The 26,051-nt window shown below is 58.5% G+C and carries 22 protein-coding genes and 1 riboswitch; of the genes, 13 read left to right on the top strand and 9 right to left on the bottom strand.

Annotated elements, in window-relative coordinates; translation table 11 throughout:
* On the top strand, positions 1 to 1,094 hold a 1,094-nt coding region (locus tag ABYT07_RS06770; RefSeq protein ID WP_372990324.1), incomplete at its 5' end, for a cryptochrome/photolyase family protein.
* An 81-nt stretch (positions 1,095 to 1,175) separates the two neighbouring features.
* On the opposite strand, the gene ABYT07_RS06765 is transcribed toward ABYT07_RS06770, so the two are convergent.
* Together ABYT07_RS06765 and ABYT07_RS06760 are read right to left on the bottom strand one after the other, a co-directional pair.
* Positions 1,176 to 1,526, bottom strand: a complete 351-nt coding sequence (locus tag ABYT07_RS06765; protein WP_372990323.1) for an antibiotic biosynthesis monooxygenase — start codon at positions 1,524 to 1,526, stop codon at positions 1,176 to 1,178.
* Complete coding sequence (locus ABYT07_RS06760; RefSeq protein WP_372990321.1) at positions 1,523 to 2,914, bottom strand: MORN repeat-containing protein; 1,392 nt, start codon at positions 2,912 to 2,914, stop codon at positions 1,523 to 1,525. The genes ABYT07_RS06765 and ABYT07_RS06760 overlap by 4 nt, the downstream gene beginning before the upstream one ends.
* Before the next feature lie 174 nt (positions 2,915 to 3,088).
* On the opposite strand from ABYT07_RS06760, the gene ABYT07_RS06755 reads away from it, so the two are divergent.
* The 3 genes from ABYT07_RS06755 to ABYT07_RS06745 all read left to right on the top strand — a co-directional run bounded on the left by ABYT07_RS06755 (position 3,089) and on the right by ABYT07_RS06745 (position 7,633).
* Complete coding sequence (locus ABYT07_RS06755) at positions 3,089 to 4,747, top strand: NAD+ synthase (protein WP_372990319.1); 1,659 nt, start codon at positions 3,089 to 3,091, stop codon at positions 4,745 to 4,747.
* A gap of 66 nt (positions 4,748 to 4,813) precedes the next feature.
* Positions 4,814 to 6,139 (top strand): glutamate--tRNA ligase, encoded by a 1,326-nt coding sequence (gene gltX / locus ABYT07_RS06750; protein ID WP_372990318.1) that lies wholly within the window; start codon positions 4,814 to 4,816, stop codon positions 6,137 to 6,139.
* Positions 6,140 to 6,235: 96 nt separating this feature from the next.
* A complete protein-coding gene (locus tag ABYT07_RS06745; protein WP_372990317.1) occupies positions 6,236 to 7,633 on the top strand; it encodes an MATE family efflux transporter in 1,398 nt (465 codons plus the stop codon).
* Here the strand turns inward: ABYT07_RS06745 and ABYT07_RS06740 are convergent.
* The gene (locus tag ABYT07_RS06740; RefSeq protein WP_372990316.1) at positions 7,613 to 8,167 is read right to left on the bottom strand and encodes a gamma-glutamylcyclotransferase family protein; all 555 of its coding nucleotides are present in this window, start codon (positions 8,165 to 8,167) and stop codon (positions 7,613 to 7,615) included. The genes ABYT07_RS06745 and ABYT07_RS06740 overlap by 21 nt on opposite strands.
* 135 nt (positions 8,168 to 8,302) lie before the next feature.
* Positions 8,303 to 8,389, top strand: a riboswitch (glycine riboswitch).
* A 158-nt stretch (positions 8,390 to 8,547) separates the two neighbouring features.
* Here ABYT07_RS06740 and gcvT point away from each other — a divergent pair.
* The 3 genes from gcvT to gcvP all read left to right on the top strand — a co-directional run bounded on the left by gcvT (position 8,548) and on the right by gcvP (position 12,961).
* On the top strand, positions 8,548 to 9,672 hold the full coding sequence (gcvT, locus tag ABYT07_RS06735; protein WP_372990315.1) for a glycine cleavage system aminomethyltransferase GcvT: 1,125 nt from the start codon (positions 8,548 to 8,550) through the stop codon (positions 9,670 to 9,672).
* 18 nt (positions 9,673 to 9,690) lie between these two features.
* Positions 9,691 to 10,050 (top strand): glycine cleavage system protein GcvH, encoded by a 360-nt coding sequence (gcvH, locus tag ABYT07_RS06730; protein WP_372990314.1) that lies wholly within the window; start codon positions 9,691 to 9,693, stop codon positions 10,048 to 10,050.
* 67 nt (positions 10,051 to 10,117) lie between these two features.
* Positions 10,118 to 12,961 (top strand): aminomethyl-transferring glycine dehydrogenase, encoded by a 2,844-nt coding sequence (gcvP, locus tag ABYT07_RS06725; RefSeq protein ID WP_372990312.1) that lies wholly within the window; start codon positions 10,118 to 10,120, stop codon positions 12,959 to 12,961.
* 31 nt (positions 12,962 to 12,992) lie between these two features.
* Here gcvP and ABYT07_RS06720 read toward each other — a convergent pair whose 3' ends face one another.
* From ABYT07_RS06720 to ABYT07_RS06710, 3 genes are read right to left on the bottom strand one after another with little or no spacing between them, the layout of a single operon-like run.
* Positions 12,993 to 13,856 carry an inositol monophosphatase gene (locus tag ABYT07_RS06720; protein ID WP_372990311.1) on the bottom strand — a complete coding sequence of 288 codons (864 nt, stop codon included), beginning with the start codon at positions 13,854 to 13,856 and terminating at the stop codon, positions 12,993 to 12,995.
* Positions 13,857 to 13,891: 35 nt separating this feature from the next.
* A complete protein-coding gene (locus tag ABYT07_RS06715) occupies positions 13,892 to 16,420 on the bottom strand; it encodes an ABC transporter permease (protein WP_372990309.1) in 2,529 nt (842 codons plus the stop codon).
* Positions 16,417 to 17,085 (bottom strand): ABC transporter ATP-binding protein, encoded by a 669-nt coding sequence (locus ABYT07_RS06710; protein ID WP_372990308.1) that lies wholly within the window; start codon positions 17,083 to 17,085, stop codon positions 16,417 to 16,419. Before ABYT07_RS06710 ends, ABYT07_RS06715 begins: the two co-directional genes overlap by 4 nt.
* A 48-nt stretch (positions 17,086 to 17,133) precedes the next feature.
* Here ABYT07_RS06710 and ABYT07_RS06705 point away from each other — a divergent pair, with 48 nt between their 5' ends.
* Positions 17,134 to 17,781 carry an arylesterase gene (locus tag ABYT07_RS06705; protein ID WP_372990306.1) on the top strand — a complete coding sequence of 216 codons (648 nt, stop codon included), beginning with the start codon at positions 17,134 to 17,136 and terminating at the stop codon, positions 17,779 to 17,781.
* Positions 17,782 to 17,829: 48 nt separating this feature from the next.
* Here ABYT07_RS06705 and ABYT07_RS06700 read toward each other — a convergent pair whose 3' ends face one another.
* Positions 17,830 to 18,036 carry a cold-shock protein gene (locus ABYT07_RS06700; protein WP_138663098.1) on the bottom strand — a complete coding sequence of 69 codons (207 nt, stop codon included), beginning with the start codon at positions 18,034 to 18,036 and terminating at the stop codon, positions 17,830 to 17,832.
* 285 nt (positions 18,037 to 18,321) lie between these two features.
* On the opposite strand from ABYT07_RS06700, the gene ABYT07_RS06695 reads away from it, so the two are divergent.
* Together ABYT07_RS06695 and preA are read left to right on the top strand one after the other, a co-directional pair.
* Positions 18,322 to 19,644, top strand: a complete 1,323-nt coding sequence (locus tag ABYT07_RS06695; RefSeq protein WP_372990304.1) for an NAD(P)-dependent oxidoreductase — start codon at positions 18,322 to 18,324, stop codon at positions 19,642 to 19,644.
* A gap of 23 nt (positions 19,645 to 19,667) precedes the next feature.
* Positions 19,668 to 20,969: an NAD-dependent dihydropyrimidine dehydrogenase subunit PreA gene (gene preA, locus ABYT07_RS06690; RefSeq protein WP_372990302.1), complete on the top strand. Its 1,302-nt coding sequence runs from the start codon at positions 19,668 to 19,670 to the stop codon at positions 20,967 to 20,969.
* Positions 20,970 to 20,975: 6 nt separating this feature from the next.
* Here preA and ABYT07_RS06685 read toward each other — a convergent pair whose 3' ends face one another.
* The gene (locus tag ABYT07_RS06685) at positions 20,976 to 21,446 is read right to left on the bottom strand and encodes a hypothetical protein (protein WP_372990301.1); all 471 of its coding nucleotides are present in this window, start codon (positions 21,444 to 21,446) and stop codon (positions 20,976 to 20,978) included.
* 117 nt (positions 21,447 to 21,563) lie between these two features.
* Entirely contained in the window at positions 21,564 to 22,181 is a 618-nt protein-coding gene (locus ABYT07_RS06680; protein WP_372990299.1) for a TetR family transcriptional regulator C-terminal domain-containing protein, read from the bottom strand.
* A gap of 169 nt (positions 22,182 to 22,350) precedes the next feature.
* Between ABYT07_RS06680 and ABYT07_RS06675 the strand changes: the two genes are divergently transcribed.
* From ABYT07_RS06675 to ABYT07_RS06665, 3 genes are all read left to right on the top strand, one after another.
* On the top strand, positions 22,351 to 23,601 hold the full coding sequence (locus ABYT07_RS06675) for a Zn-dependent hydrolase (protein WP_372990298.1): 1,251 nt from the start codon (positions 22,351 to 22,353) through the stop codon (positions 23,599 to 23,601).
* Between the two features lie 493 nt (positions 23,602 to 24,094).
* A complete protein-coding gene (gene hydA, locus ABYT07_RS06670) occupies positions 24,095 to 25,555 on the top strand; it encodes a dihydropyrimidinase (RefSeq protein ID WP_372990296.1) in 1,461 nt (486 codons plus the stop codon).
* Positions 25,556 to 25,778: 223 nt separating this feature from the next.
* Positions 25,779 to 26,051 (top strand): ATP-binding cassette domain-containing protein (locus tag ABYT07_RS06665; RefSeq protein WP_372990294.1); only part of this gene is annotated, 273 nt, incomplete at its 3' end.

Below are 26,051 nucleotides of genomic sequence, written 5' to 3'. Positions count from 1 at the left end.
TGCGGATGGAGTATTTCTATCGCGAGATGCGGCGCAAAACCGGACTGTTGATGGAGGGCGATAAACCCGCTGGTGACAAGTGGAATTTCGACCATGATAACCGCAAGGCAGCCCCCGCTGATGTGACAGTAGATGGCCCTTTGCGGTTCGAGCCCGATGATACCACCCGCGAGGTTCTGGATCTGGTGGCGGCGCGTTTCGGGGATAGTTTTGGCGATCTTGAGCCGTTCTGGTTTGCCACGACACACGCCGAGGCATTGCAGGCGCTGGACCATTTTATCGCTCAGGCGTTGCCGCGCTTTGGGGATTATCAAGACGCGATGTTGAACGATCACCAGTTCCTGTATCACGCGGTAATCTCGCCCTATCTGAACATCGGCCTGCTTGGTTCTCTTGAGATTTGCGAGGCTGCAGCGGAGGCCTATGCCAAGGGGGACGCACCAATCAATGCCGTCGAAGGGTTTATCCGGCAGATCATCGGCTGGCGCGAATATGTGCGCGGCATCTATTTTCTTGAGGGTCCAGAATACACGCAGCGTAATGTGTTGGGTCACACGCGTGACTTGCCATGGTTCTACTGGGGCGGTGAAACCCGCATGAACTGCGTGTCAAAGGCTGTGGCGCAGACAAGGGAACAGGCCTATGCGCACCATATCCAGCGCCTGATGGTGACGGGGAATTTTGCGTTGCTGGCAGGCATTGATCCGCATCAGGTGCATGAATGGTATCTGGCGGTTTACGCTGACGCGTTTGAATGGGTCGAGGCCCCCAATACGGTCGGGATGAGCCAGTTTGCCGATGGCGGTGTCATCGCGTCAAAACCTTATGTGTCGTCGGGGGCATATATCAACCGGATGTCGGATCACTGTAAGGCGTGCCACTATTCGGTCAGCGCCAAGACGGGTGAAAAAGCCTGTCCGTTCAACTTGTTGTATTGGCATTTTCTGGACCGACACCGGGATCGGTTTTCGGGTAACGCCCGGATGGGAAATATGTACCGCACGTGGGACCGAATGGATGCGGACAAGCGTGAAACAGTTTTGGCTGAAGGGGATGCTTTGCTCGCGCGGTTGGACGCGGGGGATGTGATTTAGGCTGATGATGTTCCGGAAGAGATTTTATGCGCTCCGCGCGGGGGATATTTAAGAGCCAGAGAAGGGGGGGACCCGTCGCGCTTAGTCCGGATCGTGGAGAGCGCGGCTGTCTTTGGGGACTTCGTCGCGTTCAAACATGCCGTAGTCGCGCATGACATGGGCGATGCGAATACGGTAGTCCTGAAAGTAATCTTCGCGACCAGCCTTTTGTGCCCCGCGATGGGCAGTCAGCCTGCGCCATTCGTCCAAGGCAGTTTCGTCCCGGAAAAAGGATATCGACAAGAGCTTGTCCGGGTTGGTCAGGGATTGAAACCGTTCGACAGACAGAAATCCGTCGATCTGGTCCACCAGCGGGCGCATCTTGGCTCCCATCTCGAGATAGGCGTCGCGTTTGTCGGGGTGGGGGAACACCTCGAAGATAACGGCGATCATTCTGAGAACGCGCCGTTGACCCAGTTACCTGACGCTTCTTCGCCGGTGCCATAGCGCATGGTGCCGGTGCCTTGGCGTTTGCCGTCCTGGAATGTGCCCTCGTAGACATCGCCGTTGGCATAAGTCGCGATGCCTGTGCCCGAGATCACGCCGGCTGCCCATTCGCCTTCGTATGTAAAGCCGTCCGCCATCGTGATCTTGCCGGTGCCGTCACGCTGGCCGTTGGTGAAATTGCCGGTATAGACGGTGCCGTCGGGATAGGTCGCGGTGCCGGTGCCATGGCGCTGGCCGTCTTTCCATTCGCCCTCGTAGCGGTAGCCATCGGCATAGGTCATGACCCCTTGGCCGTCATTGCGGGCGTTCTTGAATTCACCCTCATAGACCACGCCGTTGGGATATGTTGCGGTGCCGATGCCGTCGATGACACCGACCGCCCATGCGCCTTCGTAGGTGGAGCCGTCGGGATAAGTGATCTTGCCCTGACCGTCGGCCAGATCATCGCGGAACGAACCCACGTAGATTGAACCATCGGGATAGGTCACCTGACCTTCGCCTTCGATCTGGCCCGCGACCCAAGAGCCCGAGTAGACATAGCCGTCGGTGCCGGTGAATGTGCCCTGACCATCGCGGCGGTCATCCTTGAACTGACCCTCGTAGGTGTCGCCGTTGGCATAGGTGACTTTGCCCGTGCCCATGCGTTGCCCTGAAACAAGATCGCCCTCGTAGATGTCGCCGTTGGGTTGGGTCAGGGTGCCAGTGCCGTCGATCTGGCCATCGGTCCACATGCCGACATAGGTAAGGCTATCCGGCATGGTTAAGGTGCCTGTTCCGCTGCGCTGGCCATCTTGTATCTCGCCATCATAGACGGCACCATCGGGGTAGGTGATTTTCCCGACGCCCTGTTTGACGCCATCCACCCAGTCGCCTTGGTATTCATACCCACCGGGCGACTGCATGACGCCTTTGCCGTGGTGCTGGGCGTTGCGAAACGCACCCTCGTAGCGGACGCCATTGGCATAAAGCGCGATGCCCTGACCCATGATGGACCCCGCCTGCCATTCGCCTTCATAGGTGCCGCCATCAGCAAAGGTGATCAGGCCAAAGCCATCGGGCTTGCCTTTGGAAAAGCTGCCCTCGTAGACCGAGCCGTTGGGAAAGCGCGCTATGCCTTGTCCCTTGATTTCGCCGTCGACCCATTCGCCGGTATATTCATAGCCGTTGGGCAGTGTGTATGTGCCCGTGCCATGCTGGACCCCACCGCGAAAGGTGCCCTCGTAAATGCCGCCATCGTCGTACTGCTTGCTTAGGACATCTGCGTTTTGCGCCAAGGCGGGCAGGGGCAGCAGGCTGAGGCAAAAGATCAAAGGGGCAAGGGGCAATCGGGACATGTCACTGCTTTCAACTGGGGGGTGGCCAAGCTGCGGCTGGCGCATTTGTTAACTGGCAGACTATGCAATGGGCATCAGCGGGGCAATCGTCTTTTGCGCGCCCAAGCGGTGCTTGGCCTTTCCCTTGGCGCGTGATCTGCTACATCGTGGCGCAAGTTATCGAAGGATCGCCGTATGACATCGCGTTTTCGCATCACGCTGGGCCAGCTGAACCCAACCGTTGGGGATCTGGCCGGAAATGCCGACCTTGCCCGCGACGCATGGGCCAAGGGCAAAGCCGCAGGTGCCGATCTGGTTGCGCTGCCCGAGATGTTTATCACCGGCTACAACGCGCAAGATCTGGTGATGAAGCGCGCATTCCAACTGGATGTGATGACCCATATTGACGCGCTGGCCGCGGATTGTGCTGACGGCCCTGCCTTGGCCATCGGTGCGCCTTGGGTCGAGGGGGCAGAGTTGTACAACGCTTACCTGATCCTCAAGGGCGGTAAGATTGCCAGTCGCGTCCTGAAACATAATCTGCCGAATGAAACCGTGTTCGACGAGGTTCGCATCTTTGACAGCGGGCCGTTGGGCGGGCCGTATTCCGTGGGTAATACCCGCATTGGCAGCCCGATTTGCGAGGATGCCTGGCACCCTGATGTCGCCGAAACTTTGGCCGAAACGGGCGCTGAATTCCTGCTGGTCCCTAACGGGTCGCCTTATTATCGCGGCAAGTTTGATACGCGGTTGAACAATATGGTCGCCCGTGTGGTCGAGACTGAGTTGCCGCTGATTTATCTGAACATGGTCGGCGGGCAGGATGACCAGATATTTGACGGGGCCAGCTTTGGTCTGAACCCCGGTGGTAAACTGGCGTTCCAGATGCCGACATTCGACGCTGAAATCGCGCATGTTGACCTTGAGCAGGGGCCAGACGGCTGGCGCATTGTCGATGGCCCCAAGGCGCATTTGCCGTCTGAATACGAGCAGGATTACCGCGTCATGGTGCTGGGCTTGCGCGATTACATGCGCAAGACCGGTTTCAAGAAGGTTCTGTTGGGCCTGTCTGGCGGGATCGATTCGGCGATTGTTGCGGCGATCGCCGTCGATGCGCTGGGCGCTGACAATGTGCGCTGTGTTATGCTACCGTCTGAATATACCTCGCAGGCATCGCTGGACGATGCCGAGGCCGTCGCCAAGGCGCTGGGCTGTCGCTATGACTATGTGCCGATCAAGCCGGGCCGCGCTGCGATTACCGACACGCTGGCCCCGCTGTTCGAGGGTACCAAACCAGACCTGACCGAGGAAAACATCCAGTCGCGCCTGCGCGGTTTGCTGTTGATGGCGATGAGCAATAAATTCGGTGAAATGCTGCTGACCACTGGCAATAAATCAGAGGTCGCGGTGGGCTATGCCACGATCTATGGCGATATGGCAGGCGGCTATAACCCGATCAAGGACCTGTATAAAACCCGCGTGTTCGAGGCCTGCCGCTGGCGCAATGACAATCACCGCGACTGGATGATGGGGCCAGCGGGCGAAGTTATCACGCCGCGCATCATCGACAAACCGCCAACAGCGGAATTGCGCGAAGATCAAAAGGACAGCGACAGCCTGCCGGATTACCCCGATCTGGATGCCATGTTGGATATTCTGGTGGATCAGGACGGATCGATTGCCGATTGCGTCGCGGCGGGCTTTGACCGTGATGTGGCAAAGAAGGTCGAACACCTGATCTACATCAGCGAATACAAGCGGTTCCAGTCCGCCCCCGGCCCCCGCCTGACCAAGGGCGCGTTCTGGCTGGACCGCCGCTATCCCATTGTGAACCGCTGGCGCGATCCAAGCTGAACGCGACCTCATTTTCTGGACAATCAGGCCGCGCTGTGACAAGCCAGCGGCCAACAGGAGAACCTAATGACCATCACCCGCTTTGCCCCATCCCCCACCGGTTATATCCACGTCGGCAACCTGCGCACAGCGCTGATGAACTATCTGATTGCCCGCAAGAATGGCGGTGAGTTTATCCTGCGCATCGACGACACCGATCCGATCCGCAGCAAGGAAGAATATGTCGAGGGGCTGAAAGAAGACCTGACATGGCTGGGTCTGAAATGGGACCGCGTTGAACGCCAGTCCGAACGGTTGGATAAATACCGCGCCGCGGCGGACAAGCTGCGCGAAATGGGCCGGTTCTATGAAGCGTGGGAAACGCCCACGGAACTGGACCTGAAGCGCAAGAAACAACTGAACATGGGCAAACCGCCGGTCTATGACCGCGCGGCGCTGAACCTGACCGAAGAAGAAAAGAACAAACTGCGCGAAGAGCGTGGCCCCGGTGTCTGGCGTTTTAAGCTGGATCAGGAACGTATCGAATGGAATGACGGCATTCTGGGCGATATATCTATTGATGCGGCGTCTGTTTCTGACCCTGTGCTGATCCGTGCTGACGGGCAGATTTTGTACACGCTGGCGTCGGTCGTTGATGATACCGAAATGGGCGTGACCAATGTGGTGCGCGGGTCGGACCACGTGACCAACACAGCGACGCAGATCCAGATCATGCAAGCGCTTGGCGGCACCGTGCCAACCTTTGCACACCATTCGCTGCTGACCGGGCCGAAAGGCGAAGCCCTGTCCAAACGTTTGGGCGTGTTGGCCCTGCGCGATCTGCGCGCGCGTGGCGTTCAGCCTTTTGCGTTGCTGAGTGTTCTGGCGCGGATCGGGTCGTCGGACCCGGTCGAGCTGCGCACGAACATGGAAGAGTTGATCGACGGGTTCGACATCAGTCATTTCAGTTCAGCCCCGACAAAATTCGACGTCGAGGACCTGTTCCCGATGACCGCCCGTTATTTGCAGACCCTGCCGCTTGAGGCCGTCGCGGCTGACATCGCAGCGATCGGCGTACCGGACGACAAAGCGGCGCTGTTCTGGAAGGTTACCCGAGAAAACATCACTACGTTGCAAGACCTTCAAGGCTGGTGGGACATGTTCAGCCAAGGGGCCGAGCCTGTGATTGCGGACGAGGATAAAGAATTTATCGCCGAAGCGATGGCGATGCTGCCGGATGGTGAATTTGACGAGACGACGTGGGGCACATGGACCACGGAAGTTAAGGAAAAGACAGGACGCAAGGGCAAGACATTGTTCATGCCGCTGCGTTTGGCGCTGACGGGACAAGCGCGCGGGCCAGAGATGGCCGCCGTGTTGCCGCTTTTGCAAGTTGTGAAGGCGCGGGGATGATCTGGCGAGGGCATCTGGACGCAAGTTCGGAAGCCTTCGGCGAGAGTTTATTTGGCAAAATGAAGCCGGAAGAAAACAACAAAAGGCGCGCTTGTCATGGCTGACGGGCGCGCCAAATTTTTGTCTGGCAACCTGTTTGGTCACGTGGCGACCATGTCTCTCATGGCTTCGGTGGGGCTGGTTGCGGTGTTTCTGGTCGATTTTGTTGACATGATTTTCATCTCGATGTTGGGCAAGGCGGAATTGGCGGCGGCTGTCGGCTATGCTGGCGCGATCTTGTTTTTCACGACGTCTTTCGGGATTGGTCTGGGGATTGCGGCGGGCGCTTTGGTCGCGCGGGCGTTGGGGCAGGACGACATGGTGTTGGCGCGCGAGCGGACGACCCATGCGTTGTGCTATGGCGCGATTTTTGGCGTGGTGTTTGCCGTGCTGGTGTTTCTGGCGTTGGACCCGTTGGTGCATCTGGTCGGCGCACAGGGAGAGACGGCGGATCTGGCTGTACATTTCTTGCGGATCGTGGTGCCGTCAGTGCCGTTCTTGATGTTGGGCATGATGGGCAGCGCGATTTTGCGCGCCCACGGGGATGCGCGCCGCGCTATGATGGCGACGATTGCGGGCGGGATCGTAAATGCGATCCTTGATCCGATCCTGATCTTTGGTTTTGACCTTGATCTGACTGGTGCTGCACTGGCGTCTTTTGTGGCGCGGGTGGTGATCGCCTATACTGCGTTGATGCCGATTGTGCGCCATTATGGCGGGATCGCGCGGCCAAGGCTGGGCGGCATGTGGCGCGATCTGTTTCCTGTGTTGGCGATTGCAGTGCCTGCGATCTTGACGCAGGTCGCGACGCCAGTGGGGCAGGCCTATGTCACGCGCGCCATGGCAGCTTACGGCGAAGATGCCGTGGCGGGAATGGCGATTGTCAGCCGGATGATGCCGGTGGCCTTTGCGGTGATCTTTGCGTTGTCGGGGGCCGTGGGGCCGATCATTGGGCAGAATTTCGGCGCAGGTGATGTCGGGCGGGTCAAGCGGACCTATAATGCTGGCATCCTGTTTGCTGCGGTTGTCATCGTCACGATTTCGGCGGCCTTGTTTGCGATGCGTGGGTCATTGGCAGCGTTGTTCGATGCGGATGGTATCACGATGACGCTGATTTTTCTGTTCTGTGGGCCGCTGTCGCTGGCGTTTTTCTTTAACGGCGTGTTGTTCGTGTCGAATGCGGCATTCAACAATATGGGGCACCCCTATTATTCGACTTTCACCAACTGGGGCCGCAACACCATTGGAATGATCCCTTTGGTGTGGTTGGGTAGCGTCCTGTTCGGTGCGCCGGGTGTGCTGATCGGGCAGGCGGCGGCGGGCGTGCTGTTTGGCGCACTGGCCTGGGTGCTGGCACAACGCATGATCGCACAAGGTGGGCGGCCAAAGGGGCCGCGGCCCGAGGTCTTTGGCCGCGAGGGCCGTTTGATGACGCTATTGCACCTGCGCCGCTAAACGGTCGAGGTTGTCATCAACCAGCGTTCTTTCCTGTCGGGTCAGCGGCTGGTGTCTGGGGTAAAGCGGTTCGGCACGGTCATTGCGCAGCGGTGTATCCCAGCCGTGCGTGGTATCGAAAAACCGCGTCACGCCATCGACGCCATATTCACGCAGAAACCCCTGAACCACGACATCCAGATAGCTTAGCAGAATGGTATGATCGCCGCCCGGTTTCTGGTGTCGGGGGGCAATCGAATAATGCGCCATGTCGGGGGCGGGCATCACATCATGCAGGACGGCGGTGCCTGAACTGATCCGGTCATAGCCGAATTCGCGCGCATCAAGGGCACCCCAGTCTGCGTCTGGTACCGCAGCGATCAGACCTTCGATTGTCGTGTCGGGGGCGGGTTCAACGCTCAGAAAAACCACGTCACGTCGGGCCGTCCGTACCCAAACCCGCCGCCAGCCGTGCAGTTGCGCTGTCCGTGCGTCGGGGTAGGTATGGGTGTTGCGGTTCACAAGGCTGCCGTAGCCGAAAAAATAGGGTGCCATGCTGATTGTTTTCGCTGATGGTGATTGTGATGTCCATCGGCTTTCACTGGTGCCCAAACGATTGGCATTGCGGAAACTATCTTGGACGTTTGTATGACTTTGCTTGACGCTGCGATATGATCCGGCATAGCAAGAGGCACCGTAACGGGAGAACTGGGGAAACCCGGTGCCGAAGGAGCAACCGCCCCGGAAACTCTCAGGCCAATGGACCGTTGCGGGACCGAAACACTCTGGAGAGTGGTGCCACATGCACCCGCCGAAGGGATAACGATCTCAGGCGAAAGGACAGAGGGGGCATTTTGTCGGTTGCATTTCTGCGGCCTGCTGAATGCCAGTTTGGTCCATGGCCTTCTGGATAGAAAAAGAAAGAGCCTGCGACCATGAGCGATTTGCACCAAACCCCGCTATACGATCTGCATCTGGAATTGGGCGGCAAGATGGTGCCCTTTGCCGGATATTCGATGCCCGTGCAATTTCCGATGGGCGTGATGAAAGAACACCTTCACACCCGCAGCCACGCCGGCCTGTTTGACGTCAGCCACATGGGGCAGGTGATGCTGTCGGGTGAATCATGGGACGCGGTCGCGACTGCGTTCGAGACGCTGGTACCGATGGATGTACTTGGGCTGGCCGACGGGCGGCAACGCTATGGCTTGTTCATCAATGACGCTGGCGGGATTGAAGACGATCTGATGTTCGCGCGACGCGGTGATGACTTGTTCGTTGTGGTGAACGCAGCCTGCAAAGGCGCGGATATCGCACGGATGAAATCTGCACTTGAACCCGATGTCACGGTGACACCGATCAGCGACCGCGCCTTGATCGCGGTGCAAGGGCCGAGCGCCGCAGCGACAGTGGCTTTGCTTGATCCGGCAGCGGCGGACATGCGGTTTATGGACTTCGGCACGTTAAATTTGGACGGGATTGCAGTGTGGGCGTCGCGGTCTGGCTATACCGGTGAAGACGGGTTCGAGATTTCTGTCCCTGATGCAGATGCCGAAACCCTCGCGCGCAAGTTGCTGGCGATGGACGGCGTTGAGGCCATCGGTTTGGGGGCACGGGATTCCCTGCGGCTTGAGGCTGGCCTGTGCCTGTATGGCAATGACATTGACGCGCAGACCAACCCGGTCGAGGCAAATCTAAGCTGGGCCATCCAGAAGGTGCGCCGTGTTGGGGGTGCCCGTGAAGGCGGCTATCCGGGTGCCGATGCGGTGCAAGCGGCGTTCGAGGACGGCGTCGCGCGCAAGCGTGTCGGGCTGGCCCCCGAAGGACGCGCACCGATGCGCGAGGGCACGCAGCTTTATGATGCCGAAGACGGGGGACGTCTGGTGGGCAGTGTGACCTCGGGCAGTTTTGGACCGACCGTGGGCGGGCCTGTTGCCATGGGCTATGTCGGTAATGAATATGCCAGCGTGGATACCGCGCTGTGGGGCGAAGTCCGCGGCAAGCGGTTGCCTGTGCGTGTGGCCAAGCTGCCCTTTGTGGCGGCGAATTTTAAGCGATAATCAACAAGGAACGAACAGATGAAATTTACCGAAGAGCATGAATGGCTGCGCGTTGAAGGCGATGAAATCACGGTAGGCATTACCATTCACGCCGCCGAACAGTTGGGCGATGTAGTGTTTGTCGAACTGCCATCCGAAGGCACGGTCGTCAGCAAGGATGACGAGGTTGTCGTGATTGAATCCGTCAAGGCAGCATCGGACATTCTGGCCCCGATTGATGGTGAAATCATCGAGGTGAACAGCACCCTGACCGACAATCCGGCGATGGTGAACGATGACCCGCAGGGCGAGGCCTGGTTTTTCAAGATGAAAGCCTCTGACCCAAGTCAGATGGACGAGTTCATGGATGAAGCCGCCTATCAAAAATTTATCGGGTAAACCGAGTTGCCCCCGTCGGAGCCTCCGGCGGGGATTTTAGACCATTTGGAATGAGGGGCGTTGCGCCATGGTTTTCAAGCCAACCGAGTATTTGCCGTATGATTTTGCCAACCGCAGACATATCGGACCGTCTCCGGCGGAAATGTCGGATATGCTCAAGACTGTGGGGGCGCAAAGCCTTGCCGCGTTGATTGACGATACGATGCCCGCCAAGATCAGGCAGAAAGAACCGTTGGATTTCGGCAAGCCGATGTCGGAGCGCGAAGTGCTGGAGCACATGCGCGTGGTGGCGGGCAAGAACAAGGTGCTGACATCCTTGATCGGGCAGGGGTATCACGGGACGGTCACGCCGCCCGCGATCCAGCGCAATATCTTTGAGAACCCCGCATGGTACACGGCCTACACGCCCTATCAGCCCGAGATCAGCCAAGGCCGGCTTGAGGCGTTGTTGAATTTCCAGACCATGATCAGCGATTTGACCGGGCTTGAGATTGCGAATGCGTCCTTGCTGGACGAGGCGACAGCCTGTGCCGAGGCGATGACTATGGCGATGCGGGTGGCAAAGTCGAAGGCCAAGGCGTTTTTTGTAGACCGCGATTGCCATCCGCAGAACATTGCGGTGATCCAGACTCGCGCCGCTCCCTTGGACATCGAGGTGATCATCGGGGACCCGGACAAGATGGACGCAAGCACAGTATTCGGCGCGTTGTTCCAGTATCCCGGCACCTATGGGCATGTGCGTGATTTCACATCGCATATCGCCGCATTGCACGATGCGGGCGCTTTGGGCGTTGTGACCGCTGACCCGATGGCGCTGACTTTGCTGAAAGAACCCGGTGCGATGGGGGCGGATATTGCCGTTGGATCAACCCAGCGGTTTGGCGTGCCCGAAGGGTACGGTGGGCCACACGCCGCCTATATGGCGTGCAAGGACGCCTACAAACGCGCGATGCCGGGGCGGATTGTGGGTGTGTCGATTGATGCACATGGCAACCGAGCCTACCGGCTGTCGCTGCAAACCCGCGAGCAACATATCCGACGTGAAAAGGCGACCTCGAACGTTTGTACCGCGCAGGCATTGCTGGCGGTGATGGCGTCGATGTACGCCGTGTTCCACGGGCCAGAAGGGTTGAAGGCCATCGCGCAGCGGATCCACCGCAAGACTGTGCGGCTGGCAAACGGACTGGAGGACGCGGGGTTCAAGGTCGATCCGCAGGCGTTCTTTGATACAATCACCGTTGATGTCGGCCCGTTGCAGGCCGCCGTGATGAAATCCGCCGTCGACGAAGGCATCAACCTGCGCCGTGTTGGTGAAACCCGTGTTGGTATCACGCTGGACGAACGCAGCGTGTCTGCGACCACCGAAGCGGTCTGGCGTGCGTTTGGCATTCTGCGCACGGACGAGAAATTCGAAGCGCAGTATAGGTTCCCCGAGGAAATGTTGCGCGAAAGCCAATATCTGACCCATCCGATCTTTCACATGAATCGTGCCGAGACCGAGATGATGCGCTATATGCGTCGCCTTGCCGACCGCGATCTGGCGCTGGACCGCGCGATGATCCCGCTGGGGTCGTGCACGATGAAGCTGAACTCGGCCGCGGAAATGATGCCGGTCAGTTGGCGTGAGTTTTCGATGATCCACCCGTTTGTGCCGCAAGATCAGGCGCTTGGGTACAAGCATATGATCGACGATCTGTCGGCCAAGCTGTGTGATATCACCGGTTATGACGCGATTTCAATGCAGCCCAATTCGGGCGCGCAGGGGGAATATGCGGGGCTGCTGGCGATTGCTGCCTATCATCGCGCCAACGGGCAGGGGCATCGCAACATCTGTCTGATCCCGATGTCTGCGCATGGCACTAACCCCGCCAGCGCCAATATGGTCGGTTGGAAGGTTGTCGTGATCAAATCCGCCGCCAACGGGGATATCGATCTGGAGGACTTCCGCGAGAAGGCTGAAAAGCACAGCGAAAACCTTGCCGGTTGTATGATTACCTATCCGTCGACCCATGGCGTGTTCGAAGAAACAGTGACCGAGGTGACACGCATCACCCACGATCATGGCGGTCAGGTCTATATCGATGGGGCCAATATGAACGCGATGGTGGGGCTTGCCCGGCCCGGCGATGTGGGTGGCGACGTCAGCCACCTGAACCTGCACAAGACGTTCTGCATTCCGCATGGCGGCGGTGGCCCCGGCATGGGGCCGATTGGTGTCAAATCGCACCTGATCCCGCATGTGCCGGGTCATCCCAACGGCGGCGAAGGGGCGGTTTCAGCGGCCCCATACGGGTCGCCGTCATTGCTGCCGATATCGTGGTCCTATTGCCTGATGATGGGCGGTGACGGGCTGACGCAGGCGACGCGGGTGGCGATCCTGAACGCCAACTACATCGCCAAGCGGCTTGAGGGGGCTTATGATGTTCTCTACAAAGGGCCGACAGGGCGGGTTGCGCACGAATGTATCTTTGACGTGCGTCCGTTCGAGGAAAGCGCAGGCGTGACGGTCGACGATGTTGCCAAGCGCCTGATTGATGCGGGTTTCCACGCCCCCACGATGAGCTTTCCTGTCGCTGGCACGCTGATGGTCGAGCCAACTGAATCCGAGACCAAAGCCGAGCTGGACCGTTTCTGTGATGCGATGTTGGCGATCCGCGAAGAAATCCGTGCGATTGAGAACGGCGATATGCCGCGCGAAAACAACGCCTTGAAAAACGCGCCCCACACGGTCGAGGATCTGGTGGGCGATTGGAACCGACCTTACAGCCGCGAGCAGGGGTGTTTCCCCCCCGGTGCGTTCCGCGTCGATAAATACTGGCCACCTGTGAACCGCGTGGACAATGTGCATGGTGACCGCAACCTGATCTGCACCTGCCCGCCGATGTCGGATTATGCTGAAGCGGCTGAATAAGATGGCGCGCGCGGGGTAACCTGCGCGCGACTTACTCTACCAAAAAGCTGAACACTTTTCTAAGCCTGTTCCATGTGGTCTTGTCGGGTGCCGCCAGAAGATACCCGTTTTTCAGCGTCGCATCATAGGGACCACCCGATAGCATCTCTACGTGACCGCCAGCCTGCGCACAAATGAGCGCGCCTGCTGCATGGTCCCAAGGGTGCAAGGACCCGCTGAGCACGAAATCTGTATTGCCCTGCGCCACCATCCGGTACTCATGGGCTGAACAGCGCAGTGAATTCACCCGACCAAAGCCCGGCAGGGTCGCGGCCAATTTGATGCGCTGGTCCATGGGGAAGACGCCCAGTGGGATGTAGCCTGACATGGTTTCAATCGGTTTACCCATGCTGACACGCAGATCACGCGGCGCTTTCAAGGGCCCCTCAAGGCGGGCGGGGCTTTCGCTGTCGGCAATGACCCAGTCGTCATTGGTCGGGTCATAGATCACGCCGAATGCGGGTTTGCCAAATCGGGTGACACATAAAATCATCCCGAACATCGACAACCCATGTGCAAAATTCCACGTGCCGTCCACCGGGTCGATCAGAAACGCCAAAGGGGCGTCAGCGATCTTGTCTGGCAGCGATGGATCAGACGCCACCGCTTCTTCGCCCACGATCAACGCCGAGGGGAACAGCTGGCGCAGCGCACGGGTGATCATCGCCTCGGCGGCAAGATCGGCGGCGGTGACCAGATCGTTCGGCCCGGATTTGGCGGCGATGTCAGATGCAGCCAGATTGCGGAACCGTGGCATTACCTCGGCGCGGGATGCACGGCGCAAGATATTGATGACATGCGCCTGCTGGGCCGTTGTCAACGCTGGCGGCAGCGGGGCGGGCAGGTTGTCGGTCATGGTCTTACGTTCCTTTCAGGCATAGATATCGCATCTTATTCGCGGGCACGAAGCACTTGGGCAGGTCTGGCATTCAGCGCTTTGACAGCAAAGCCAAGCGATGCCAGTACCGACGCCAAAGCGCCGCCGATGATGATAAGGATTGCGGATGGCCAGACAACGCTAAAGCTGGTTTCCATCACAAAGCGACTGACAGCCCACCCGCCCAAGATACCAGCCAGCAAAGCAACCGCCGCTGCAAACAGACCCAATAGCGCGGCGCGAAGCAGAAAGCTGCTGGCGATGGCGCGGCGTGACGCGCCAAGGGTCTTTAGCAAAGCAGCCTCATAGCGGCGTGCATCGGCCCCCGCAGCGGCCGCCCCGATGAGAACCAGAAACCCTGTCAACAAGGTCGCGGCAGCACCATAAGACACCGCAGCGGCAAGCCCGCTGAGCACTGCTGCGACGCGGTCGATCGCGTCACGCACCCTAATGGCGGTGATGTTGGGATAAGCGGTGGCAAGATCGCGCAGAATGGCAGCTTCGGCATTGGCGTCGGCATAGACGGTGGAAATGAACGTATGCGGTGCACCGCTCAGCGCCGAGGGGTTCATCGTCAGGATAAAGCCAATGCCAGCGGTGGAAAAATCCACCTCTTGAAAGCTGGCGATGGTTCCGGTGATGTCGCGCCCCAGCACGTTGATGGTCAGGGTGTCACCCAGAACCAGCCCGATTTCCTCGGCCTCTTCGGCGGCGAAACTGATCAGGGGCGGACCGTCATAGTCTTCGGCCCACCATTCACCGGCGGTGATAATCGCGTCATCGCCGGGGGTGGCGGCGTATGTCACGCCACGATCGCCGCGCACGACCCAGTGATCGCCTGCAACGTCCTTGGCGGGGCGACCGTTGAGTTCGGTCACGACACCGCGCAGCATCGGCGCGCTGTCAATACGGCGCACGGCGGGGTCGTCCTCAAGGCGCTTGGTATAGCCGTCGATCTGGTCTTTCTGGATATCGACAAAGAAATAGGACGGGGCCACCGCAGGCAAGTTGCCCGAAATTGCCTGCCGCAGATTACCGTCGATTTGACCGACCGCTGCCAGTACCGACAGCCCCAGCCCCAGCGACAAGACCACGGCGCTGGCACCCTCGCCATTGCCGCCAATCGCGGTCAACGCCCACCGGACCCGAGGACGCCCGCGCGCCAGAAGCGAAGCGCGCTGTGCAAGCCAGCGGACAAGGGACGCGGCAAGGGTCAGGATCAGCAAGGCACCAGCGATGCCACCCAGTGTCCATAGCGTCAGCATCCAGCTGCCGTTGAACCACCCCGCAAGCCCGATCAGCAGCGCGACAGTCAGCATGATCACAGCGATATAGCGTGGGGCCGGGAACCGCGCGGCCCCGTCCCAGGCATCGCGAAACAGGGTCGCTGCGCGGATGTTTTCACTGCGCGCAAGGGGCCAAAGTGTAAAGGCAAAGGCTGTCAGCAACCCGTAAATCGCCGCCTCGGCCAAGGGGCCGGGATAGACGGCAAAGGCCGCAGGGATCGGCAGGCGCGCCGAAATCAGCGGTGCAAATACCAGCGGGGCGATTGCCCCCAGAACCACACCGATGAACACTCCAAGCAGCGACAGCAGACCGATCTGGATGAAATAGGTCTGAAATATCGTTGCACGATCTGCCCCAAGGGCGCGCAGGATCGCGATAACTTCGGTTTTGCCGTTCAGATATGACCGCACTGCTGCCGATACGCCGACCCCGCCCACGGCCAGACCGGACAGCCCCACCAGCACCAGAAACGCGCTAAGCCGTTCGACAAAACGCGACACGCCGGGCGCGCCGTTGCGGGCATCTGTCCACCGCATGCCGCTGTCCTTGAACTGTGTTTGGGCTGCGGTTTTTAACTGGTCAAGGTCGGTTTCCGGCGGCAGAACAAGGCGATATTTTGAGTTATAAAGTGTGCCGGGACTTAGCAGGCCAGCTCCTTCAAGGCTGTCGGTGCGCAGCAAGGTGCGCGGCCCAAGGGCAAAGCCGCTGGCAGCACTGTCAGGTTCGCGCAGGATCAACGCGGTCAGGCGGAATTCTTTGGTGCCCAGCTTGAAAACGTCGCCGGGCGACAGGCCCAACCGGTCGGACAAGGCGCGTTCCATCACCGCGCCGGACAAGCCGTCCGATGTTGCAAGCGCTTGATCCAGCGGCATTTCCGGTTCCAGCGCCATGGTGCCGATCAACGGATACAGGTCGTCTACGCCCTTGATCTGGGTCAGAGCGCGATCTGCTGCAGCACCGTCGCCAACCACGGCCATCGACCTGAATTCAACGATCTCGGACACTTGGGCGGCTTGGGCATCAATCCAGGCGCGTTCTTCCTGCGTGGCAAACCGATAGGTGAAATCAAGCTCGGCCGCGCCGCCGAGCAGGGCCGCCCCTTCGCGTTGCAACCCCCCTTCGATGGCAGAGCGCACGGAGCCCACAGCGGCAATCGCGGCCACCCCAAGGGCAAGACACGCCAGAAACAATCGAAACCCCCGCAGGCCACCGCGCATTTCACGGCGGGCAAAGCGGCTCGCTAGTTTCAGGCTCATACGATGCGCCCGTCCGTCAGGGTGACGACCCGGTCACAGCGCGCAGCCAGATCGTCAGCATGGGTGACCAGCACCAGCGTCGCCCCGTGCTGTTCGCGCAGATCAAACAGCAGTTCCATGATGGCGGCACCGTTGGTGCTGTCCAGATTGCCTGTCGGTTCATCGGCCAGCAAAATCGCGGGACGCGGGGCCGACGCACGGGCAAGGGCAACGCGCTGCTGTTCGCCCCCAGACATCTGCGCAGGATAATGGTTCAGGCGGTGGCCAAGACCCACTGCGTGCAGTTCGGCCTTGGCGCGGTCGAATGCGTCTGCAACGCCGTTCAGCTCAAGCGGGGTTGCGACGTTTTCAAGCGCGGTCATCGTGGGGATCAGGTGGAACGACTGGAACACGATCCCCATGCGCCCGCGCCGGAACTTGGCCAACCCGTCTTCGGTCATTGCGGTCAGGTCTTGGCCAAGGGCGCGCACGCTGCCGCCTGTCGCTTTCTCGAGCCCGCCCATGACCATCAACAGCGATGACTTGCCCGACCCCGATGGCCCCGTAAAGGCAACGGTTTCGCCTTGTGCAACGTTCAATGTGATCCCATGTAGGATTTCGACCTGTCCGGCATTGCCATTCAGTTTCAGGGACGCATCTTGAAGTTGGAACACCGGGTCGGTCATAGGGCTGCCTTTTGATATACGGACCCTGTTGGATATGGAGTATTCATGATGATGCGCAAGGTTATGACCGGGATTGTTGTTATTTTAGCAGGGCCTGCGCTGGCAGAGCCTCTTGTTATAGCAGCATTGGGCGACAGTCTGACGCAGGGCTATGGGTTGCCCGCCGAAGACGGGTTGGTGCCGCAGCTACAAGCTTGGCTGCAAGAGAACGGTGCCGATGTACAGCTGATCAACGCCGGTGTGTCGGGGGATACGACGGCAGGCGGGCTGTCGCGCGTTGCGTGGACAATGACCCCCGAGGTTGATGGCATGATCGTCGCACTGGGCGGTAATGACCTGCTGCGCGGGCTGGACCCGACGGTCAGCCGCGCCAATATCGACGGAATTCTGGAAGCAGCGCAAGATGCCGATGTCGAGGTTTTGTTGGTGGGTATGAATGCACCGGGCAACTACGGTCCCGAATACAAAGCATCGTTTGATGCGATCTATCCTGAGCTGGCGAACCAATACGGCACTGGATTTCTGGCCAGCTTTTTCGCGGGCCTGTCCATCGATGGCGTGTTGCCGCAACTGTCAGACGCGCAGGAGTTCTTTCAGCCGGACGGCGTGCATCCGAACAAGCAAGGGGTGAGCAAAATCGTCTCGGCGATGGGGCCCAAGGTGCTTGACTTGATTTCAGAGATCAAAGCTGATTAAAAAGCGGGCACCGAAGCGCCCGCATTTCCGATTAATCTGGATGGCCTGTCAGGCCAGCGCGATATTCGCTGCAGATTCGCGGCCATCACGACCTGCTTCGATATCGAACGTCACCTTTTGGTTGTCTGCCAGACCCGTCAGGCCTGCGCGCTCAACCGCCGAGATGTGAACAAAAATGTCTTTGCCGCCGCCGTCAGGCGCGATAAATCCATAGCCTTTTGTTGTGTTGAACCATTTTACGGTGCCAGTCGCCATGACCCGTTTCTCCTGTCTTTGGGCTGCCCGCATTATGCGGCAGCGTGGCCCGGTCAAAACTTGATCGTACCGTGGCCCAAAGCCGTAGAGGTCGAAAGTCTTACGCGTTGCACCATAAATAATGCCAGCAGTTATGCCAAAATCAAGAGTTTTTGCCCGGTTTCGCCCGATCGGCGGGCATCTGCGCATGAAATTTCATGCGTTTGAAATAATTTTACCAGTTGATAAAAAAATTGATCCGTTGCACCGTTCTGTCAACAGCAAGTGACAGCAGGGGTTTGATCAATGTCGCATAAGGTCTTTGAACCGGGAATATCTGCGGGCAGGCTTGAGGCCGATGCCTATGCAGCGCAGTTTTCGGATTTGCATCCGCCGCTTGAGCCGCACGCCGCGCTGGTGGCTGCGGACCGGTGTTATTTCTGCCACGACGCGCCGTGTATCACGGCCTGTCCGACAGACATCGACATTCCGCTTTTCATCCGCCAGATCGCCACGGGCACGCCTGATGCTGCGGCTAAAACGATCCTGAGCCAGAACATCATGGGGGGCATGTGCGCGCGGGTTTGCCCGACCGAACAACTGTGCGAAGAGGCCTGCGTGCGCGAAGCCGCCGAGGGCAAGCCGGTCAAGATTGGCCAACTACAGCGCTATGCCACGGACCATCTGCAAGAACAGGGCAAGCACCCCTTCGAGCGCGCCGAAGCAACCGGCAAGCGTATTGCCGTTGTGGGCGCTGGCCCTGCGGGTCTGTCCTGCGCGCATCGTTTGGCAATGCTGGGACATGATGTGGTGGTGCATGATGCACGGCCCAAGCCCGGTGGGCTGAACGAATATGGGATTGCCGCCTACAAAACCCCAGACGGTTTTGCACAGGCCGAGGTGGATTGGCTGATGCAGATCGGTGGGATCACGCTGAACAACGGCTCTGCTTTGGGGGCTGATATAACGTTGGGCGGGCTGAAGGCTGATTACGACGCGGTGTTCCTTGGTATGGGTCTTGGCGGTGTAAACGCTTTGGGTGCGACGGGTGAAGACAAGGCAGGCGTGCTGGACGCGGTCGATTTCATCGCTGAACTGCGGCAGGCCGGTGATGTGGCACAGGTGCCGATCGGGCGCGATGTGGTTGTGATCGGCGGTGGCATGACAGCGATTGATGCTGCTGTGCAGGCCAAGCTGTTAGGCGCATTGAATGTGACGTTGGTTTATCGCCGCGGGCGTGACCGGATGAACGCCAGCGTGTTTGAACAGGATTTGGCGGCCTCAAAGGGGGTGCGCATTGTGAATCACGCCGTGCCTGTCGCAGTGCATGGCAATGGGGCTGTCCGCGAGATCGAATTCGAATACGTCGATGCGGATATGAAAGGCACGGGCCAGATGCTGCGCCTTGCCGCCGATCAGGTGTTCAAGGCCATCGGTCAAACCCTGGAGGGCGACGCATTGCCCACGCTCGAAGGGCGCAAGATCAAGGTCGATGGCACCGGGCGCACGAGCGTTGATGGGATCTGGGCTGGTGGCGATTGCGCCAGCGGCGGCGACGATCTGACAGTGACAGCTGTGGCCGAAGGGCGCGATGCGGCGGTCGATATTCATATGGCATTGGTGGGTTAAACCTACCCGACGGGAGAACGCAAATGGCGGATCTGACAAGCAATTTCGTGGGCATCAAAAGTCCGAACCCTTTCTGGCTGGCCTCGGCCCCGCCAACCGACAAAGAATACAACGTTCGCCGCGCCTTTGAGGCAGGCTGGGGCGGTGTGGTATGGAAAACGCTGGGCATCGACCCGCCTGTGGTCAACGTCAACGGCCCCCGCTATGGCGCGATTTATGGCGCTGACCGCCGTTTACTAGGCCTCAACAACATCGAATTGATCACCGATCGCCCGCTTGCGCAGAACCTGCAAGAAATCAAGTCGGTCAAGCGTGACTATCCCGACCGCGCCATGGTCGTGTCGCTGATGGTGCCCTGCGAAGAAGAGCCTTGGAAATACATCCTGCCCTTGGTCGAGGAAACCGGCGCAGACGGGGTCGAGCTGAACTTTGGCTGCCCGCATGGCATGTCCGAACGTGGCATGGGCGCAGCCGTTGGCCAGGTGCCGGAATATATCGAAATGGTCACCCGCTGGGTCAAGGCCAGCACGCGGATGCCCGTGATTGTGAAGCTGACGCCGAACATTGCCGACATTCGCAAGCCAGCCGAGGCCGCGTTGCGCGGTGGTGCCGATGCGGTAAGCTTGATCAACACGATCAATTCGATCACGTCGGTTGATCTGGATTTGTTCGCGCCTGAACCGACGATTGACGGCAAGGGTGCGCATGGCGGTTATTGCGGTCCTGCGGTCAAGCCGATTGCGTTGAACATGGTGGCCGAAATTGCCCGCGATCCGGCGCTGTCACAAATCCCGATCAGCGGAATCGGTGGCGTGACCACATGGCGCGATGCGGCTGAATTTATGGCGCTTGGGGCTGGGAATGTGCAGGTTTGTACCGCCGTGATGACCTATGGTTTCAAGATCGTTCAGGAAATGATCAGCGGCTTGTCTGAATATCTGGACGACAAGGGGATGACATCGGTCGATCAATTGGTCCGCCGGGCGGTGCCAAATGTGACCGACTGGAACCAGCTGAACCTGAACTATGTCGCCAAAGCAAAGATCAACGAGGACCTGTGTATTTCCTGCGGGCGCTGCTTTGCGGCCTGCGAAGATACCTCGCATCAGGCCATTGCCATGTCCGAGGATCGCACTTTTTCGGTGATTGATGCGGAATGCGTGGCGTGTAACCTGTGTGTCAACGTCTGCCCCGTCGAGAACTGTATCACGATGGAAACGATGGCCCCCGGTACGACCGATCCGCGTACAGGCAAGGTTGTTGAAAAGGAGTACGCCAACTGGACGACCCATCCGAACAACCCTGCCGCAACCGCAGCGGAATAGGGTAAATCAGGACTTTTTGCTGTTCTTGAGGTTCACCAAAATGTCCGCGGTCGGCAAAGGCAACGGGCCTTCAGCTTTGGGGAGTTTGGGGTCCGCCTCTTCGGGGGGATTGCTGCCCGAGATGCTGTCAACCATCGCATCAACGCGTGCATTTCGCATTGCGTTGATGGCATAGCGCCGTGCGGAGTCTTCTTTCATCGCATCCGTCGCTATTGATGTTTTCGCGTTCACGACAGATTTGGCCGTCGCGTCAGATGTTGATATGCGGCCCCCGGTGGTTTGACTGGCTGTATAGCCGGTTGAACCGCCGCCAGATCCGGCACCGCTGTCGGTGGACGATCCGCCATTTCCGCTTGAAGTAGAGCTGGCTGTAGGGGGGATGGCTGTTGTCGGTGTTGCAACACTGGTTGCTGTTGGGGCCGGTGCCAAAGGCGTTTGCGGCGGCAGCAGAGTGCTGACAGATGATATAGAAACCATTTTTTTACTCCGTTAAATCAAAGTACAGTGCCCACCACCACGCGGTAACTGATTATCATTCTGTGTTAATCGGAAATCAAAAACATCTATTTTCTGAAAGGCTAGTTAACTGATCCTTTACGGGCGCAGCATCTTGCCGAACATGTCGCTTAGGTGGTCCGAGGCTTTTTGGTGGGGATCGGTGCCTTTTCCCAACAAAACAGATACTTGGGCCGCAAAGTCGGCATAGTGCTGCGTGGCGGCCCAGATCGAAAAGATCAGATGGTGCGGGTCCAGCGGTGCAATTTTTCCGGCGTCTATCCAGCCTGCAATAACCGCACATTTTTCATCAAATAGGGGCTTTAGATCGCTTTCCAAATGTGGGCCCATCCGCGGTGCCCCTTGCAAGATTTCGCCAGCAAACAGCCGGCTTTCGCGGGGCAGGTCGCGGGCCATATCCAGTTTGCGCTGCACATAGGCCAGAATTTCGGTCTGCGGATCGCCGTCTGGATCAAGTTCGACCAGAGGGTCGAGCCATGTCTCCATCAACTGGCTGAGCAGGGTCAGATGAATGTCTTCCTTGCCTTGAAAATAATAAAGAATATTGGGTTTGCTTAATCCCGCCTCTGCTGCGATCTGGTCTAGTGTCGCCCCCCGGTAGCCCTGTTTCGAGAACACTTCCAAGGCGGCATCCAAGATTACACGGCGGTTGCGCTTTTGGATGCGGCTGGGTTTCTTCTGTGTACCATCGGGCATCTGTGCCAGTTCCTTTTGATGTTGCCTGAAAAATCAGCACTCTTGCGGGGCGAGGCAGATTCTTTCGAAAGCAATTCTTGACAGATACCAACCTAATCGTAATCGTGTATTTACCAAATGGTAAAATTTTACGTTTTCCGCAAGACCGACTTAGACAAAGGATCCAGCTATGGCCGCGCCCGGTGAAAACCTGAAGATCAACCCCGACCGCTTGTGGGACAGTCTGATGGAGATGGCCCAGATTGGGCCCGGTGTGGCGGGCGGCAACAATCGCCAGACCCTGACCGACGAAGACGCGCAGGGCCGCGCGCTGTTTCAGAAGTGGTGCGAGGATGCGGGCTGCACGATGGGTCTGGACCAGATGGGCAATATGTTTGCACAGCGCGATGGCTCCGACCCCGATGCGCTGCCGGTCTATGTTGGATCGCACCTAGATACACAGCCGACAGGGGGCAAATATGACGGCGTGTTGGGCGTCCTTGGGGGCTTGGAAATTCTGCGCACGATGAATGATTTGGGCATCAGGACTAAGCACCCCATCGTGGTGACAAACTGGACCAACGAGGAAGGCACCCGCTTTGCGCCTGCGATGCTGTCTTCGGGCGTATTCGCGGGCATCCACACCCAAGATTGGGCCTATGCCAAGACCGATTCTGCGGGGCTTAGCTTTGGCGACGAGCTAAAGCGTATCGGCTGGCAGGGTGAGGAAAAAGTCGGCGCGCGCAAGATGCATGCGTTCTTTGAACTGCACATCGAACAAGGGCCGATCCTTGAGGCCGAAGGAAAAGATATCGGCGTCGTCACACATGGTCAGGGGTTGTCTTGGACCCAGGTAACCGTGACGGGCAAGGACGCGCATACAGGGTCGACGCCGATGCCGTTGCGCAAGAACGCCGGGTTGGGCATGGCGCGTATGCTTGAGGCAGTGGACCAGATCGCTTGGTCTCACGCCCCCCACGCTGTGGGCGCTGCGGGTCACATTGATGTCTACCCGAATTCGCGCAATGTGATTCCGGGGAAGGTGGTGTTTACCGTTGATTTCAGATCGCCTGATCTGGTTGTTATCGAGAAGATGGAAGCGCAATTTCGGGCCGATGCACAGAAGATCGCGGATGACATGGGGCTGGATGTGGTGTTCGAGAAAGTCGGAGGCTTTGATCCTGTCACCTTTGATGACGCTTGCGTATCCGCCATCAGAGCTGCGGCGGAGAGGTTGGGGTATTCGCATATGGATCTGATCTCGGGGGCGGGGCATGATGCGTGTTGGATCAACCGTGTGGCACCTTCTGCGATGGTGATGTGTCCGTGTGTTGACGGTCTAAGCCATAACGAGGCCGAAGAGATCACAAAGGACTGGGCCAAGGCGGGGGCAGATGTGCTGCTGCATGCGGTGTTGGAGACAGCGGAGATCGTCGGGTGAGGCCAACCGTTTTCTATGAAAGAAAACGGATCGGAGTTTTTGAAAAATTCTGTGGGGGTGCGTGATGTTGGGAGCGGGGCTTTCTATTGCGGATCGGATCACTGGGTTGATCGAGGCCGAACTGAGTGAGGCCGCATTGAGTGATGACAGGGTCGTTCGCAGGACGGCCGCGGATTTCCGCAAAACATTGCGCGCACCGCGAGAGATCAGGGTAAATTTTAGCGGCGGGATAACGCAAACATGTTGGTCGGTATCACGAGGGGACGGCACATACCGCGTGGTTTACATGCCGATTGCAGGTTATTTTTCCCTATGTGTCGAGAGCGATTTTGGCCCTTTGGATATTGGGGTACATGGGCCGGCACTCGGGTGTTTCGGGTCGGTTTGACGCAGACATAGGTGGCGGTTCAATGTTGGCGTAAAGTGGGGGCCAGCCCCCACGCCCCCGGGATTTTGAACCATTTGGAATAAGACATCAGACGGGAGTTTCGAGATGAGTAAGGTAATCAAGGGCGGCATGGTTTGTACGGCGGACCGGACCTGGAAAGCTGACGTGTTGATAGAAGGTGAAATCATCAAGCAGATCGGTGAGGGTCTGGTTGGGGATGAATATATTGATGCCGAGGGGGCCTATGTCATTCCCGGTGGTATTGATCCGCATACGCATCTTGAGATGCCTTTTATGGGCACCACGGCGGCAGAGACATTCGAGAGCGGAACTTGGGCTGCCGCAGTTGGCGGAACAACCATGATTGTGGATTTTTGTCTGCCGGGGGCGGATGGTTCAATCAAGAATGCGATCAACGAATGGCACCGCAAGTCCGCGCCGCAAATTTGTTCTGATGTCGGGTATCACATGGCGATTACCGGTTGGAACGAGAATGTCTTTGACGAGATGAAAGACGCCGTCGACATGGGCGTGAATTCCTTCAAGCACTTCATGGCCTATAAGGGGGCCTTGATGGTTGAGGATGACGAAATGTTTGCGTCGTTCCAGCGGTGCGCCGAGTTGGGTGCCTTGCCGATGGTGCATGCCGAGAATGGCGATCTAGTTGCTGCTTTGCAGGAGAAATATTTCAATCAGGGAATTACCGGGCCCGAGGGCCATGCGTATTCACGTCCACCCGAGTTGGAAGGTGAAGCGGCGAACCGGGCGATTACCATTGCTGATGCCGCAGGGGTGCCTCTTTATATTGTGCATGTGTCCTGCGAGCAGACCCACGAGGCAATCCGGCGCGCGCGTCAAAAGGGGATGCGGGTGTATGGCGAGCCGCTGATCCAGTTCCTGACCTTGGACGAATCCGAATATTTCAACAAGGATTGGGACCATGCCGCGCGGCGTGTGATGTCGCCGCCGTTCCGGTCCAAGGACCATCAGGATAGTTTGTGGGCGGGCTTGCAATCGGGATCGTTGCAGGTTGTTGCTACGGACCACGCAGCGTTTTCCACGGCGCAAAAGCGTGCGGGCAAGGATGATTTCCGGATCATTCCGAACGGATCTAACGGGCTGGAGGAGCGGCTGGCGGTGCTGTGGACGGAAGGGGTCGAGACGGGCCGTTTGACGCCGAATGAATTTGTTGCCGCGACCAGTACCAACGTGGCTAAGATCCTGAACATCTATCCGCGCAAGGGGGCGATTGTTGAGGGGGCGGATGCTGATATCGTGGTTTGGGACCCCAAGATCAGCAAGACGATTTCGCCTGCCAACCACCATTCCGTGTTGGATTACAATGTCTTCGAGGGGTTCAATGTCACCGCGCAAAGCCGGTATACGCTGAGCCGGGGCGAGGTGATCTGGGCCTGGGGGCAGAATTCGCAGCCCAATCCGGGGCGGGGGCGGTTCATACCGCGGCCTGCTTTCCCATCGGGGAATGTAGCGCTGAGCAAGTGGAAAGAGCTGACCGCGCCCAAGATGATCAAACGCGATCCGTTGAATATTCCGGCGGGGATTTAAGCAGCGCTGATGGGGTTTCACACAGAGAGCAGTCTGGCGCGGTTCCGATGTGAAGGGCTATCGTCTGGTTGCTGGCCCTTCATTTGGACGTGTGACTACTTTCGACTGGACACCACGTTGGTTTTCAATGCCCCTTGGCTGGGGTGGGCGACAATTAAGAAGACAAACAAGTGCAATTCGGGGGCCGTCGAGAGCCAACGCTTGCTTCTGGAAGGACTGTGATATGAACGCTGTAATCTCGGCTAAGAACTTGTCGTTGACGTTTCAGACCAACGACGGGCCGGTTCATGCGTTGAAAGACGTGTCGTTGGATATCGAGAAGGGTGATTTCGTCAGCTTTATCGGGCCTTCGGGCTGCGGCAAGACGACGTTTTTGCGCTGCATGGCTGATCTTGAACAACCAACGGGTGGTACGATTACCGTGAACGGGGTTAGTGCCGAAGATGCGCGAATGGCGCGGGCTTATGGCTATGTGTTTCAGGCGGCCGGACTTTAT

Source organism: Sulfitobacter sp., from assembly GCF_041552635.1.
Lineage (GTDB): Bacteria > Pseudomonadota > Alphaproteobacteria > Rhodobacterales > Rhodobacteraceae > Sulfitobacter.
The sequence above is the reverse complement of the archived record's forward strand: the minus strand, read 5'-3'. Positions and strand labels throughout refer to the sequence as shown.